General features: G+C 41.6%; 11 protein-coding genes. 5 read left to right on the top strand and 6 right to left on the bottom strand.

The genetic code is table 11. The features are described from left to right. The first annotated feature begins 96 nt into the window (after positions 1-96). Entirely contained in the window at positions 97-894 is a 798-nt protein-coding gene (locus AN393_RS14925; protein WP_055018518.1) for a M48 family metallopeptidase, read from the top strand. A 223-nt stretch (positions 895-1,117) separates the two neighbouring features. On the opposite strand, the gene AN393_RS14930 is transcribed toward AN393_RS14925, so the two are convergent. From AN393_RS14930 to AN393_RS14940, 3 genes are all read right to left on the bottom strand, one after another. Next, positions 1,118-2,143, bottom strand: a complete 1,026-nt coding sequence (locus AN393_RS14930) for an alpha/beta fold hydrolase (protein WP_055015219.1) — start codon at positions 2,141-2,143, stop codon at positions 1,118-1,120. Positions 2,144-2,296: 153 nt separating this feature from the next. Next, complete coding sequence (locus AN393_RS14935; protein ID WP_055018519.1) at positions 2,297-3,085, bottom strand: nucleoside-binding protein; 789 nt, start codon at positions 3,083-3,085, stop codon at positions 2,297-2,299. A gap of 134 nt (positions 3,086-3,219) precedes the next feature. After that, the gene (locus AN393_RS14940) at positions 3,220-4,533 is read right to left on the bottom strand and encodes a Na+/H+ antiporter NhaC family protein (RefSeq protein ID WP_055018520.1); all 1,314 of its coding nucleotides are present in this window, start codon (positions 4,531-4,533) and stop codon (positions 3,220-3,222) included. Positions 4,534-4,872: 339 nt separating this feature from the next. On the opposite strand from AN393_RS14940, the gene dapB reads away from it, so the two are divergent. The 4 genes from dapB (at position 4,873) to greA (ending at position 10,928) form a co-directional block, all read left to right on the top strand. Next, positions 4,873-5,670: a 4-hydroxy-tetrahydrodipicolinate reductase gene (dapB, locus tag AN393_RS14945; RefSeq protein ID WP_055015216.1), complete on the top strand. Its 798-nt coding sequence runs from the start codon at positions 4,873-4,875 to the stop codon at positions 5,668-5,670. 363 nt (positions 5,671-6,033) lie between these two features. Continuing rightward, positions 6,034-7,170: a glutamine-hydrolyzing carbamoyl-phosphate synthase small subunit gene (carA, locus tag AN393_RS14950; RefSeq protein WP_055018521.1), complete on the top strand. Its 1,137-nt coding sequence runs from the start codon at positions 6,034-6,036 to the stop codon at positions 7,168-7,170. Between the two features lie 16 nt (positions 7,171-7,186). Beyond that, entirely contained in the window at positions 7,187-10,405 is a 3,219-nt protein-coding gene (gene carB / locus AN393_RS14955) for a carbamoyl-phosphate synthase large subunit (RefSeq protein ID WP_055015214.1), read from the top strand. A 46-nt stretch (positions 10,406-10,451) separates the two neighbouring features. Then, positions 10,452-10,928, top strand: a complete 477-nt coding sequence (greA, locus tag AN393_RS14960) for a transcription elongation factor GreA (protein WP_055015248.1) — start codon at positions 10,452-10,454, stop codon at positions 10,926-10,928. A gap of 183 nt (positions 10,929-11,111) precedes the next feature. Here the strand turns inward: greA and AN393_RS14965 are convergent, their stop codons facing one another. The 3 genes from AN393_RS14965 to AN393_RS14975 all read right to left on the bottom strand — a co-directional run bounded on the left by AN393_RS14965 (position 11,112) and on the right by AN393_RS14975 (position 14,834). Further along, positions 11,112-11,987 (bottom strand): DUF4198 domain-containing protein, encoded by an 876-nt coding sequence (locus AN393_RS14965; protein ID WP_055015213.1) that lies wholly within the window; start codon positions 11,985-11,987, stop codon positions 11,112-11,114. A 4-nt stretch (positions 11,988-11,991) separates the two neighbouring features. After that, positions 11,992-12,483: a DUF2271 domain-containing protein gene (locus AN393_RS14970; RefSeq protein WP_055018522.1), complete on the bottom strand. Its 492-nt coding sequence runs from the start codon at positions 12,481-12,483 to the stop codon at positions 11,992-11,994. A 236-nt stretch (positions 12,484-12,719) separates the two neighbouring features. Beyond that, positions 12,720-14,834 (bottom strand): TonB-dependent receptor domain-containing protein, encoded by a 2,115-nt coding sequence (locus AN393_RS14975; RefSeq protein WP_055018523.1) that lies wholly within the window; start codon positions 14,832-14,834, stop codon positions 12,720-12,722. Positions 14,835-14,892: the final 58 nt, after the last annotated feature.

A 14,892-nucleotide genomic window follows, 5' to 3' on the forward strand; every position in this document is an offset into this window, starting at 1 on the left:
AATAAAAAGCGAAGCAATAAAGGAGCAAAGATTCTAAACTGGCACTGTGTTTGCTATTCTACAGCTAATAAAAAATAAAGACTTGAAGGAAACACTATGAAAAAACTAGCCCTTGCCTTACTCGCAACTGCAGTTTTAGCAGGCTGTAAAACATCGCCTACGGGGCGTACGCAAATAGCACTGTATTCAGACCAACAAATGAGTGAAATGGGCTCGGCCAGTTTTGCTCAAATGAAAGAATCACAGCCAATTAATAAAGATGCTAAAACCAATGCGTATGTAAATTGTATTGCTGATAAGGTCGTGGCTGTTTTACCACAAGAATATGCTTCTCAAAACTGGGAAGTTGTTGTATTTGAAGATGAGTCGGCCAATGCTTTTGCACTACCAGGGGGCTATATTGGAGTACATACGGGCTTATTAAAAATAGCCACCAATCAAGATCAGCTTGCAACAGTACTCGGGCACGAAGTAGGCCACGTTATAGCAGAGCATTCAAATGAACGTGTATCACAAAGCTCAATATTAGATACAGGTATGCAGTTAGGCAGCGCTGCACTTGAAATGGGTAACGTGCAATACCGTAACGAAATTATGCAAGGTCTTGGACTCGGCGCACAGTATGGCGTAGTTTTACCGTTTAGCCGCTCGCACGAATCAGAGGCCGATACCATTGGCTTAGATTTAATGGCGCAGGCGGGCTTTAACCCACAAGAGTCGGTAACGCTTTGGCAAAATATGAGCGCAGCAGGCAGTGGTAGCACACCAGAGTTTTTATCTACTCACCCTGCACCGAGTAATCGTATTAAAAACTTACAATCACAAATGAGCGAAGCGCTTAGCGAGCAAAATAAGGCTAAATCGCAGGGTAAAAACCCGCAATGTACGCTGTAAATTAGTTTTTATATAAAAAGCCCCTGTAAGCAGTTTACTTACAGGGGCTTTATTTTATTAAGTATCAAGTTATTACTCATACCAATTCGCATAAATAAGTGATCTATTTTGGGGATGGATAAACATGTTGATAGCAAGGCAAAAAATTCGCTATTTAGTTGTTCTAAATGAGAATTTTTTAACGCAGATAGCGACACGTTTAGCCCCGCAAAATGATTAGATATTATTGCGGATTGGTATTACTTAGTGCTTGTTTAAACACTGCTTTAAAGCGCTCAAAATCTTCTACTTGTGGTAAGTGCCCTAAATTATCAAGTTCAAACAATTGTGCATTAGGAATAAGCGCAGCAGCGTGCTTTCCTAATTTGTCGTAACGCCCCAGCTCGTAATCAATTCCGTCTTTTTTCCAGTTTCGGCCAGGCCCCGTTCTGTCGCGTGTGCCAATAATTAATTTAACTGGCACGGATAGGTCTTTAAATTCAGTGATCACAGGTTGGGTAAAAATCATATCGTAGGTTTTAGCGTTAACCCAAGCAATTTGCTCTTTATCTGGGCCTTGTATCTGTCCTGTTATAAAGTCAGTAAGGGCAGAGTAGGTGGCATTCCACTTTCCATCGTAATAGTTTTTTTGTTGGTACTTTTTAACGCCCTCGGGTGTTTTGTTAAGCTCATTTTTATAAAAGAAGTTGGTGTCTTTGTATTTTACATAGTGTAGATAGTTTTCAAGCCCTATGGGGTTAAGTAAAATCAGTTTAGAGGTTGTATCTGGGTACATTAATGCAAAGCGGCTCGCTAGCATCCCGCCCATAGAGTGACCAACAACAATCGACTTCTGTAAATTTAGCGAGTCCATTAATGCGCGTGTATGATGAGCTAGCGCCGCAAACGAATATTGATAGTTAGTCGGCTTAGAGGATTTACCAAAGCCAATTTGATCAGGGATCAACACGCCAAAGCCAAGCGATTGTAAGTAACGTGCTGTGGGGCTCCAGTAGTCGGCATTAAAGTTTTTACCGTGCATTAGCGTAACGGTAGGCATATTTTTTTTAGTTGGCTTTAAATGAATATATGCCATTTTTAGGGAATGTTTTTGTGACTCAATATTATAGTAATTTACTTTAAAGTCGTACTGGTAATTAGTTAAAAGGGCATCATAAGCGAGGGAGTGAGCGTGTTCTGTACTACTGGCAAACGTATTATTCGTTAATGCTAACAATGTAGAAAAACATATAACTTTAAATGGCGACATTTTGTTACTCCTTTAAAAGAAGAGCCATAAGCTCAAAAGAAGTAAGACAATAACCAAGTATTACAGGCTGTTCAATTAAATAGTGTTCAAGGCATAAAAAAACGGAGCGCTTTAAAGGACTCCGTTAATGTATTTTAAACCTAAAGAGACTACTTAAAATGTCCACTCAACATGTATTTGTGGAACTGACTCAGTGACCTTGGTCCCTAGCTTGTTGTGCCAATATTGTAATTCCATACCCAGTAACAGCGTGTTTTCTTTCATTTCTAGGGCGTGGCCCATATCCCACACTAAAATAGGCTGTGCAAGTATCCATGCTTCTACGTCGTTACCAAATTCATCTTCGCGCTCTGCGATGTATTCAGCGTGTCCTTTAAAGCTAAATTTTTGCGAGCCTAGGGTAAACGGGTATTCAAAGGCAACATCAAACATCCAGCTATTAGTTTCAATAGGAGCGCCGCCTTTTGCTACGCCTTCACTGTCGTCAATATAGGCAGTGACAAGTGTTTGAAAAAAATTGAACCCGGGCACATCCCAGCTTAATTTAACACCCGGCAAGTACTTCATCATTTTAGCATCGCCAGCTACGTTAATACCGCCAGTAAGGCCTACATCTAGTAGTGCACCTGCGCCAATTTTTTCACCGCTGATAGCCGATAAGCTTAGCGTTGAATACCATTCGCCGTAAAAGTCACTATCTTGGTAGCCGTCGGTTGTATCGTCTTTACTGTAATCAATAAAGAAAAAGTTATCACCGTAATCATAGCCCGATGCATGCTGCAGCGAGTAAACAGTCGTATCTGATTCTTGCTTGGTAAATGGGTTTTTTTGATCGCCATTATTAACATGTAATGCGGTACTGCTCCAGTTAGCAGCAAGGGCAGAAGATGATAAAGCGATTGACGTAAGGGTAACGAGGGGGAGTAATTTTTTAAATTTCATAATCTGTATTTAACTATAATTTTAGTGACACGCGAAAGCGCGCATTATAGCACAAGGTCTTGATTTGTAGATTATTATTTTAACATATGTTGCAGCTTACTTATTAAGCTGCAACATCGGGTTTTGCACAAAGTTTAGGCTTTATTACGACGTAAACAAATAACGGCAATGGCAGTAAAAGCTAAAATAAAGCAGTAGTAAGATGAGGTTGATACTTCCCACGGGCTAATTTTAAACGTAGCACCTAACAGTAATGCTTGCGCACCATAGGGCAGTGAGCCTTGCGTAACACATGCAAAAATATCGAGCAAGCTTGCAGAGCGTTTACCAGTTATTTCACCATCATCAGCAAGCTTTTTAGCAATAGGACCTGCAACTATAATTGACACCGTGTTATTGGCTATACACACGTTACTGGTTAATACCAAGGCTGCTATACCAAGCTGATCAGCTACTTTGCGGTGCCACTTGGCAATCACTTTTGTAATGGCTTGAATTTTTTGTGCCAGAAAATCAAGGCCGCCGTTAATACGAATAAATTCAGATAAGCCACCAATAAACATAGAAAGTAAAAATATTTCCTGCATATCGGTAAAGCCTTTGTAAATATCTTTTACAAAGCTTGCACCTTCATAGCTGCCGGTAAAGCCCATTAGCGCAGCAAATACAATACCGCTAAATAGCACCACAAAGACGTTCATACCGGCTACAGCCAATACTAAAATAAAGGCATAGGGCAGCACTAATAATAAATCAAAATCTTTTGTTTCTACTGCTTGTGGCGCAGGGGTTAAATAAAGCAGCAAAGCAATGGTTAATACTGCCGCAGGAACCGCTATTTTTAAGTTTTCTTTAAACTTGTCTTTCATTTCACAGCCCTGCGTACGTGTTGCAGCAATGGTTGTGTCTGAAATAATAGAAAGGTTATCACCAAACATTGCGCCCGATACTATCGTACCGGCCATTAGCGCAGGGTCGATACCAGTTTTAACCGATACCGCATAAGCAATTGGCCCGATAGCGCCAATGGTACCCATAGATGTACCCATTGCGGTAGAGACAACCGCTGCAATTAAAAATAGACCAGGCAATAACAGCGACGGGGGTATAAGTGACAAGCCGGCATTTACCACTGCATCTACACCACCGGTTGCACTTGCAACGGCCGAAAATGCACCGGCAAGTAAATAAATTAAACACATGGTAATAATGTTGTTGTGTCCTGCACCTTTAATAAAGGTTTCAACACATTGGTTTACAGTGCCTTTATTTAAAATAAAGGCAAGCATAATAGCGGGTAAAATTGCAACCGGGGCAGGGAGCTGATAAAAAGCGTAATCGACCCCTTGAGATTGTAAATATAAACCTGAGCCTAAAAAAAGGGCTACAAAAGTAAGAAGGGGAAGCAAAGACAATATTGCTTTGTTTTTATTAAATGTTGGCTGCATTAGTATTCCTCATAACCAGTTAGTATAACCACAGCCAAAACTCCTCTTTTAGCTGAATTTAGTAGATCACGCTTTAGTAAAAAGGTGATGACCACAGCGCCCGCAAGCCAAAGACCAAATCGACGCGAAAGAGAAGTTTAAATGTATAGATGGCTAAAGTAAACTGGTATTGTTATTATTATTTAATTAAAGGCTTACCTGACTATTGCACGACTTTTAGATAATATCTACCGGTGTGCGATTATATGCGACTAATAATTGTTCAATGCAAGTGTAGGTCGGCAAATTAGTCAAGGTACGCAACGACAGATCCAACTAAATCAGATTAAGGCAATAACAATGAATCGAATCGGTGTTTTTGGTGCTAACGGCAGAATGGGCTTAGCCTTATTAGAAGCCGCGACAATTAAAGAGCAAACACAACTTGGTGGTGCGTATGTTCGCAGCAGCTCATCGTTATTGGGTATTAATGTAAATCAAGTAAACAGTGCAGCCGACAAAACCATTTGTTTTAGCGACGAGAATAAGGTTGTTGATGTTGATGTACTTATCGACTTTACGTTACCAGCAGGTATGCGCAATCACTTAAAAACAGCGCTCGATAAAAAACTGCCTATGGTTATAGGCACCACAGGTTTAACGAGCGAAGACATGGCATTATTAGAAAATGCTGCTAAACATATTCCTATTGTGTTTGCGCGTAACTACAGCGTTGGCGTTAATGTGCTACTCAACCTAGTGCAAACGGCGGCCACTAAATTTGGTGATGACTTAGATATAGAAGTTTTTGAAGCGCATCATCGTCATAAAATAGATGCACCATCGGGCACGGCATTGGCCATTGGTGAATCTATTGCACAGGCTAAAGGGTGGGATCACGATGAAGTAGCAGTATACGACCGCAGCCAAGTAGAAACCGCAAAATCGCAAAATGAAATTGGCTATTCGGTCTTAAGAGGCGGTGACATAGTAGGTGAACACACCGCCTATTTCGCAACTATGGGCGAAAGGCTTGAATTAACCCACAAAGCAAGCTCGCGAATGACCTTTGCGTTAGGTGCTATAAGGGCTGCGCAGTGGTTACAAAACAAACCGGCAGGACTTTATGATATGCAAGATGTGCTAGATCTGAAGTAGTTTAGTTACTTTTTTAGCTGTTTGGGTCTATTTTTGTCTAAAGCGACTTATTTTTAGTGTTTATCTAAATAACGTTAGACCTAAATAGCATCTTCATGTAGAATGCAGCCAATTTGCCAAAAATTACTAAATGCGTGTTTCCAATTATACCCAAGTGGCTAGTAAAACCAGGGGTTTCAGTGGGAATGAAAAGAGTTTTAGGCAAGAAAAATGATTGAAGGTTTAGCGTTTTATATCGGCATCATTTAAGACTGCGTAAAACAATTTAAGCTCACAAAAAATCTGGTTTTGACGATCCCTCTGGGTATTGGCGGGGTGTTAAGCATTTGCTTACTCCCGTTTTTTACTGTTAGGAGGTTTAACTTGACTAAATCCGCTCTGTTAGTCCTAGAAGACGGCACAGTGTTTCGCGGTACTGCAATCGGCGCTGACGGCATGTCAGTCGGTGAAGTAGTATTCAATACGTCTATGACTGGTTATCAAGAAATTTTGACTGATCCATCATACGCGGAACAAATCGTAACTTTGACGTACCCACATATCGGCAATACGGGTACCAACAGCGAAGACGAAGAAGCGAATCAAATTTGGGCTAAAGGCCTAGTGATCCGTGATTTGCCACTGCTAGCAAGTAACTTTCGTAACGAGCAATCGTTAGATGATTACTTAAAACAACGTAATATTTTAGGTATTGCGGACATCGACACCAGAAAGCTTACCCGTATTTTGCGCGACAAAGGCGCACAAAACGGCTGTATTATTGCCGGTGACGAGTTAGACGAAAGCAAAGCGTTACAAGCCGCGCAAACCTTCCCAGGTTTAAAAGGTATGGATTTAGCAAAAGTTGTCTCAACCAAGGAAAATTTTGAGTGGCGCGAATCAAGCTGGACATTAGGCCAAGGATTTAAAACCCTTAGCAGCGATGATGAAAAGTTTCATGTAGTAGCCTACGACTTCGGTGTTAAACGTAATATTTTACGTATGCTAGTTGATCGCGGTTGTAAATTAACCGTTGTACCAGCGCAAACCTCAGCCGCCGAGGTACTTGCTTTAAACCCAGATGGTATCTTCTTATCTAATGGCCCTGGCGATCCAGAACCCTGTACTTACGCTATTGATGCAATTAAAACCTTTTTAGAAACCGACACACCAATCTTTGGTATTTGTTTAGGGCATCAATTATTAGCACTGGCCTCAGGTGCTAAAACAGTAAAAATGAAATTTGGCCACCACGGTGGTAACCACCCAGTAAAAGACTTAGACCGCGATGTAGTAATGATCACCGCACAAAACCACGGTTTTGCTGCCGATGAAGACACACTACCAAGTAACTTACGTGCCACGCACAAATCGTTATTTGATGGAACACTACAAGGTATTCATCGTACTGATAAGCCAGCGTTTAGCTTCCAAGGTCACCCAGAAGCAAGCCCAGGCCCGCACGATGCAGCCCCATTATTTGACCACTTCATCGACCTGATGCAAGCGCGTAATAACTAATTTAACTGGAGTAATAATGCCAAAACGTACCGATTTAAAAAGCATTCTTATCTTAGGCGCAGGCCCAATTGTAATTGGTCAAGCTTGTGAATTTGATTACTCTGGTGCTCAAGCGTGTAAAGCACTTAGAGAAGAAGGCTTTAGAGTTATATTAGTTAACTCAAACCCAGCGACTATCATGACCGACCCTGAAATGGCCGATGCAACGTACATCGAACCTATTCATTGGGAAGTCGTAGAAAAAATTATTGAAAAAGAAAAGCCAGATGCAGTCCTACCAACGATGGGTGGTCAAACGGCACTAAACTGCGCACTTGATTTAGATAAGCACGGCGTACTGGCTAAACACGGCGTTGAGCTAATAGGCGCAACTGCTGATGCAATCGACAAAGCAGAGAACCGTGAACGCTTTGACGTAGCCATGAGAAATATTGGCCTTGAATGCCCGCGTGCAGAAATTGCTCACTCTATGGATGAAGCACACGACACGCTAACACGAATTGGTTTTCCGTGTATTATTCGTCCTTCTTTCACTATGGGTGGCACCGGGGGCGGTGTGGCTTACAACATGGAAGAATTTAACGAAATCTGTGAGCGCGGCTTAGATTTATCACCAACAAGTGAGTTGCTGATTGATGAATCACTGATTGGCTGGAAAGAATATGAAATGGAAGTTGTTCGTGACAAAAAAGACAACTGTATCATTGTATGTTCTATCGAAAACTTTGACCCGATGGGTGTACACACAGGTGACTCAATCACCGTGGCACCAGCACAAACCTTAACCGACAAAGAATACCAATTAATGCGTAATGCCTCTATGGCAGTACTGCGTGAAATTGGTGTAGAAACCGGTGGTTCAAACGTACAGTTTGGTGTAAACCCAGTTGACGGGCGTATGGTTATCATTGAGATGAATCCACGTGTATCTCGCTCATCTGCTCTTGCATCAAAAGCAACGGGTTTTCCTATTGCAAAAATCGCTGCTAAATTAGCGATTGGCTACACGTTAGATGAACTTCAAAACGACATTACAGGTGGCAAAACACCCGCGTCATTTGAGCCTTCAATCGACTACGTAGTAACAAAAATTCCTCGCTTTAACTTTGAAAAATTTGCCGGCGCGAACGACCGCTTAACAACGCAAATGAAATCAGTGGGCGAAGTAATGGCGATTGGTCGTAACCAGCAAGAATCGTTACACAAAGCATTACGCGGTCTTGAAGTTGGCGCAACGGGCTTTAACCCAATAGTGGCACTTGATGATCCGAAAGCCCGCGAAAAAATTATTCGCGAACTACGCGAGCCAGGCGCTGAGCGTATTTGGTACATTGCCGATGCAATGCGCCACGGTATGAGCGTAGAAGAAGTTTTTGAACTAACCAAAGTTGACCCTTGGTACTTAGTACAAATAGAAGACATTTTAAAAGACGAAGCAAAGATTGCTGAAGGTGGCATGGCCGGCTTAAATGCAGAGTTTTTACGTAAACTTAAACGTAAAGGTTTCGCCGACCCACGTATAGCTGAAATTGCGGGTGTATCTGAAGCCGAAATTCGTAAAAAGCGTCATCAATTAAACATTGTACCTGTGTACAAGCGTGTTGATACGTGTGCTGCCGAATTTAGCTCAGATACCGCTTACATGTACTCATCGTACGATGAAGAGTGTGAAGCTAACCCGTCAGATAAAGACAAAATCATGGTAATTGGTGGCGGTCCTAACCGTATCGGCCAAGGTATTGAGTTTGACTATTGTTGTGTACACGCGGCCCTTGCGCTACGTGAAGACGGCTATGAAACCATCATGGTTAACTGTAACCCTGAAACGGTTTCTACCGATTACGATACCTCTGACCGTTTATTCTTTGAACCAATTACACTTGAAGACGTATTAGAGATTGTACGTGTTGAAAAACCAAAAGGTGTGATTGTTCAGTACGGTGGCCAAACACCGCTTAAACTCGCACGTGAACTGGAAGCCAATGGTGTGCCAGTAATTGGTACTTCACCCGATGCGATTGACCGCGCAGAAGACCGTGAGCGTTTCCAACAATTAGTAGAGCGTCTTGATTTACTTCAGCCAGAAAACGCAACGGTTACATCAACGGAAGAAGCATTACTTAAATCAGTTGAAATTGGCTTCCCATTGGTTGTACGTCCATCGTACGTACTGGGTGGCCGTGCAATGGAAATTGTATACGATGAGCAAGACTTACGTCGATACATGACCGAAGCAGTACAAGCGTCAAATGAAGCGCCAGTACTACTTGATCACTTTTTAGATAACGCGATTGAAGTGGACGTGGATGCAATTTGTGACGGCGAGCAAGTCATTATCGGCGGTATAATGGAGCACATTGAGCAAGCGGGTGTTCACTCGGGTGACTCAGCATGTTCATTACCTGCACACTCTTTATCACAAGAAGTGCAGGATGTTATGCGCAAACAAGTAACCGATATGGCACTTGAGCTTGGCGTAGTGGGCTTAATGAATACACAATTTGCTGTAAAAGATGGCAAAGTGTACTTAATTGAAGTGAATCCACGTGCGGCGCGTACTGTACCGTTTGTATCAAAAGCGACCGGTATTGCACTTGCAAAAGTAGCAGCGCGTTGTATGGCGGGTCAGTCGTTAGCCAGCCAAGGTATTACAAAAGAGGTGATTCCACCTTACTACAGCGTTAAAGAAGTGGTTTTACCATTTGCTAAGTTCCAAGGTGTGGATCCTATCCGCGGCCCAGAGATGCGCTCTACAGGTGAAGTAATGGGTGTTGGCGATACTTTCGCCGAAGCGTTCGCAAAAGCACAATTAGGTGCAAGCAACACTTTACCACGCGGTGGTCGCGCGTTACTATCTGTACGTAACAGCGATAAGTCTCGTGTTGTAGAACTTGCTAAAACCATGATAGACCTAGGTTTTGAAATTGATGCAACAGGTGGCACAGCAGAGGCTTTAAAAGAGGCTGGTATTGAAGTACGCCGTGTAAACAAAGTATATGAAGGCCGCCCGCATATTCTTGATAACATCAAGAATAAAGAGTACAGCTATATCGTAAATACCACCGAAGGTCGCCAAGCGATCGAAGATTCGAAGGTGTTGCGTCGTGGTGCATTGCAAAACAAAACCAACTACACGACAACCTTGAACGCGGCATTTGCTAACTGTACTGCTAACCAAGCGGACGACCGTAGTAAAGTGACGTCAGTTCAAGAGCTACACCAGCGATTGAACTAAGGAAATGTACCAAGGCCATTAGGCCTTGGTGTTAAGTGAGAAAAGTATGCAATCAATTCCGATGACAGTTCGTGGCGCAGAGTTACTGCGCGAAGAGCTTAACGAATTAAAAACAGTTACCCGTCCTAAAATCGTAAATGACATTGCGGTGGCGCGTGAACATGGTGACTTAAAAGAAAACGCTGAATATCACGCTGCGCGTGAGCAACAAGGTTTTTGTGAAGGCCGTATTCAAGAAATTGAAGCTAAGCTTTCAAATGTGCAAATTATTGACGTAACTAAAATGCCTAATACCGGTAAAGTTATTTTTGGTACGACTGTCACTATCGTAAATGTAGAGACAGATGCTGAAGTAACCTACCGTATTGTGGGTGATGACGAAGCGGATATTAAAAATAATTTAATCTCTGTGAATTCACCAATTGCGCGCGGATTAATTGGTAAACAAACAGATGATGCTGTTACCATTAAAACGCCTAAAGGCGACGTTGAGTACGAAATCATTGACGTTGAGTACATTTAATACTTAGTTTTAACAAAAACCACACCTTAGCAATAGGGTGTGGTTTTTTTATATTTGAATTTCAGGTTAAGCAGTTCGCTTATACCAATCGTGTTACGTTATCTTAAATCAGTAGCTTATAAAGTCGCACATTTCAGGCTTTATTCTCTTAAAGTGATCACAATTCTCGCCTCGCGATAAACATTATTGCGGGAATACCTCTAACGTGACATAGAGGCTGTCATGTTTTACATCTACATTGGTTGGTTGCTCTATATCAAGTGCGGTTTCGGCGGTTAAAAAGTAAAACCCAGCTTGTTGTGGGGTAAAGGTAAACTCACCGCTTTCGTTTACTTTAATGATTTGTTCATTACGGGTGTTTCTGTGGCGAGTACCTGCTTTTATAACTTTTAACTGCGTATTTTTTGGCACCGTTTTACCGTTATACACCAGTTTAAAGTGAGCAGGCTCTTGAGCAAATAAATCATTGGGATGCGTTTTACCTGTTAACTCTAAACCTTTTCCAATAGGCTGAAAAGTGCTAAAAGAAGGCTCGTTCATGGTAATAAAAGTCTCGACGCGCGCCGCGGTTGTTCTTCGTACTATATTAGTGGCGCCTTCAGGGATAACCGGTTTGGGACCAAATACTCGCCCAGGCGCGCCATTGGCCTTTTTAAATGTGGTCATGGCCACTTCTTTTTGCACTAAGCTCACGCGATAAGTGCCTGATTGGCTAAAAGGCACATCAGCCACAGACAAGCGCTGAAATGCTTGCCATTGTATTGAGCTGTCGTTTTCACCATTAGGTAACAATACATTTGACTCCAATAAAGAGAACAAAGGCTTTAAATCACCCGCATCAATACCTTTATTATTATTGCCCAGCGGGCGGTCTGGGTGAAAAATATCGTTAGAAATACTCGAAATAATGGTTGCATATTGAACATCATCGCCTGAAAACACAGTATGAGAAGGCACCATGAAGCGCTCGTGGGCAATACTTATGTTACTCAATGTTAGTGCCAATAAGCTACAGCTTGCAACAAGCCCTTTGATCGAATGTGAAATTATTTTTTTCATTGTTTTACTCTATTGTGATGGTGATAGCGCCAAGTTCGGTTTGACCTTGCAGTTGATAATGCTGTGGTTGATTGTTATCCCAGCGTATTTTTTGTTTTAAATACTCTCGGCTGCCTTCTTCACGTACCGCTTCAAAATTAAGTGTGTATTCGCCTTGCGGCAACATCTCAGTGTCACTTAATTGGCCTTGCCAGCTGACTTGATAGCTATTTGGTTTTTTTGTAGCGCCTGACACGCCATCGTAATTTGCGCTTGCTTTGCGGCCAATTTTTCGCCACCACTGGCGTAAGTCTTTAAACCACTCTTGTTGCTCGTGCCAAAAAACTAAAGTATGTATACCTTCGCGATCGGGCGTTTCCAGCCAAATAGCCACATAAGGACGGTGGTAGGGTTCGGTATTAATTTTTGGTAAGGTAAAGTCGATGCTTAAATTGATCGGCTCTGCTTTTTTAGCGTAACTCACTGGGGCTAAAAACAAGCTTACCAATAGTGACATGGAGAATATTCTAATAGCTTTAAAGCGCATCATAGTCCTCATTAAATAATATAAACCAGTTAACAACTTAACTGGTTTATAAGGTTATGCTTAATACTTAATCATTTTGCGGGGCTAAGCGTATTGCTATTTGCGTTAAAAAATTCTCATTTATAACAACTAAATAGCGAATTTTTCCTTGCTATCAACACATTTATCCATCCTCAAAATAGATCACTTAATTATGCGGATTGGTATTAAAACTGATAGGCAAACGTTGCTTTGATATTTCTGCCTGGTTCATAATCGAGTAGATAGAGTTCGCCAAAGCGAGGGTGGAATGAAGTTCCTGTTCTTGATGATTGCGAGGCGTAATATTCATCAAACAGGTTATCCACACCAAACACGATATTTATTTGTGGTTGGCTTTGTGGTTGCCAATTTAGAGAGATATTATGTACCGTAAATCCGTCTTTCTCGTTATTAAGTGTCGCGCCGTCAAGGTCTACGCCGGCATCAACATCATCTACATTCATTAACTCCCAGTGTAGAGTTAAATCGACAGCAGAGAATACATAATCGGCACTGACTGTTAAGGTATCACCTTGTTGGCGGTCTAGTCTTGCACCGTTTAAGGCATCGTATTGATCAAAAGCATCAAGTTCACTCTCGGCTGATGAGTAAGTTATTTGACTATTGAAACCGTTTAATTTGTAGCCTAGATATGCTTCAAAGCCATCAATTTCCATGTCGCCAATATTATCTTTGAGTGAGCCACTGGCATAATCATAAATATAATCGTTGATTGACGTTTTAAATAATGTTGCCCCTAAAGAGAGCTGATCATCATCTTTAATATGTGTTTGATACGCGAATGAGAACTCGCTATTGGTACCGGTTTCGGCTTTAATATCAGGGTTAGCTTCGTCATATAAGCCTGCACCAATAAATACCTCAGCAATTTCTGGTGCCTTAAAAATTTGTGTAGAACTTAATTTAAAGATCAATTGCTCTGTAGGCGAGTATTCGGCAGCTAAGGCAAATGATGTTTCGTTAAATGTATTATCCACTAAGGTTGAGTCAATGTCGTAATGCTCATAACGGGCGCCTGGAATGATGGCAAAACTTGGACTAATTGCTATTTTATCTTGAATAAATAATGCTGTTGTTGTTGCTTCTTCTGCAGATACCGCATCATCGATTGTTGTGTAATCAGCATAATAGTGTGTTTCATGCTTAACTATATCTAGGCCGTAAGTAATATCATGCTCAACGCTGTTAGAAATTAACGTGTTGGCTAAAATATTAACCCCTGTGTTTTTGGCTTCACCGGTGATTATACCGGCTGAACTTGCAAAGCTTTCGTTTTCGGCCCAGCCTAACTCATCACGCCATAATTCACTGGTATTGGAAAATACTGAGGCTTTAAGCATTGAATAATCTGACCAATGAAGTGTGTAGTTTAGCGTTAATGTGTCGCGTGTAAACTCTGTAGGCCACAACAGCGGAATCGCCAAAGAGTTAGTTATAGCTAAATCGGTGGCTAAGCCCATATCAGGTCGGTAGCTGTAATCACCTTCATCTTTATAGCTTTCATAACTGAAAGCGAGGCGTTGATTGTTGTTTATATCCCAGCCTAGCTTAATTAACGCATCGGTAGTTGTCCCTTCTAAGCCTTTTACTTCACCATCAGTGCCCTCAATTTCAGCACCACTGGCATCTTTGATCTGATTGCCACCAACATCATAGTTTTTGCGATCTACATAATTATAGTAAGCTAAAAAATCAACGTTATCGGCCAGTAAACCATAACCTGTTAATGAGTAGTTGGTGCCCGAGTTATCACCGGCGCTCACATGGATACGTCCACCAATTTGTTCATTTGCATTAAGCAGCTCTTGAGCCTGTTTAGTTTCAAATTTGACCGCACCCCCTAAGCCGCCATTGACGACCGAGTTAGTACCAATTTCAATATCTACTGATTTTAAAATGTCGGCATGAATTTGTAAGTTACCCATATGGTGATACATATACGTATTTTGTGCTGCGCCATCGATGCTTATTTTTAAATCTTTATCATCCATACTTCGGATGGTGATTCGTTGATTTAGAGAGTGAGCTCCGCCTACATCTACCCCAGGAATGGTTCGTAATAGGTCAGAAATATGATCCGCTTGCTTATTACTAATATCACCTTCATTAAGGTACAGTGATGAAGTATTAACGGCTGTACTCCACACAGAAACACGTTCTATTTCATTATCAGCAGTATTGTTTTGCGCTTCATTTGCGTTTGCAGATATAACTGTTGCACCTAGCGCAGAGGCAACAGCGCCAGAAATAATGCGTTTAGAAAAACTAAAAGGGGCCATGCTTATCCTTAATTATTTTTAAATAGTAGAATTATTGCAAATAAGAATTGTTCGCACT

This window comes from Pseudoalteromonas sp. P1-25 (genome assembly GCF_001401805.1).
Classification (GTDB): Bacteria; Pseudomonadota; Gammaproteobacteria; order Enterobacterales; family Alteromonadaceae; genus Pseudoalteromonas.

Bases quoted from the DNA above. Each gene is read 5' to 3' on its own strand.
- AN393_RS14940 (WP_055018520.1), bottom strand. From the start codon at position 4,533: ATGCAGCCAACATTTAATAAAAACAAAGCAATATTGTCTTTGCTTCCC.
- AN393_RS14965 (WP_055015213.1), bottom strand. From the start codon at position 11,987: ATGAAAAAAATAATTTCACATTCGATCAAAGGGCTTGTTGCAAGCTGT.
- carB (WP_055015214.1), top strand. From the start codon at position 7,187: ATGCCAAAACGTACCGATTTAAAAAGCATTCTTATCTTAGGCGCAGGC.
- AN393_RS14970 (WP_055018522.1), bottom strand. From the start codon at position 12,483: ATGTCACTATTGGTAAGCTTGTTTTTAGCCCCAGTGAGTTACGCTAAA.
- dapB (WP_055015216.1), top strand. From the start codon at position 4,873: ATGAATCGAATCGGTGTTTTTGGTGCTAACGGCAGAATGGGCTTAGCC.
- greA (WP_055015248.1), top strand. From the start codon at position 10,452: ATGCAATCAATTCCGATGACAGTTCGTGGCGCAGAGTTACTGCGCGAA.
- AN393_RS14975 (WP_055018523.1), bottom strand. From the start codon at position 14,834: ATGGCCCCTTTTAGTTTTTCTAAACGCATTATTTCTGGCGCTGTTGCC.
- AN393_RS14925 (WP_055018518.1), top strand. From the start codon at position 97: ATGAAAAAACTAGCCCTTGCCTTACTCGCAACTGCAGTTTTAGCAGGC.
- AN393_RS14935 (WP_055018519.1), bottom strand. From the start codon at position 3,085: ATGAAATTTAAAAAATTACTCCCCCTCGTTACCCTTACGTCAATCGCT.
- AN393_RS14930 (WP_055015219.1), bottom strand. From the start codon at position 2,143: ATGTCGCCATTTAAAGTTATATGTTTTTCTACATTGTTAGCATTAACG.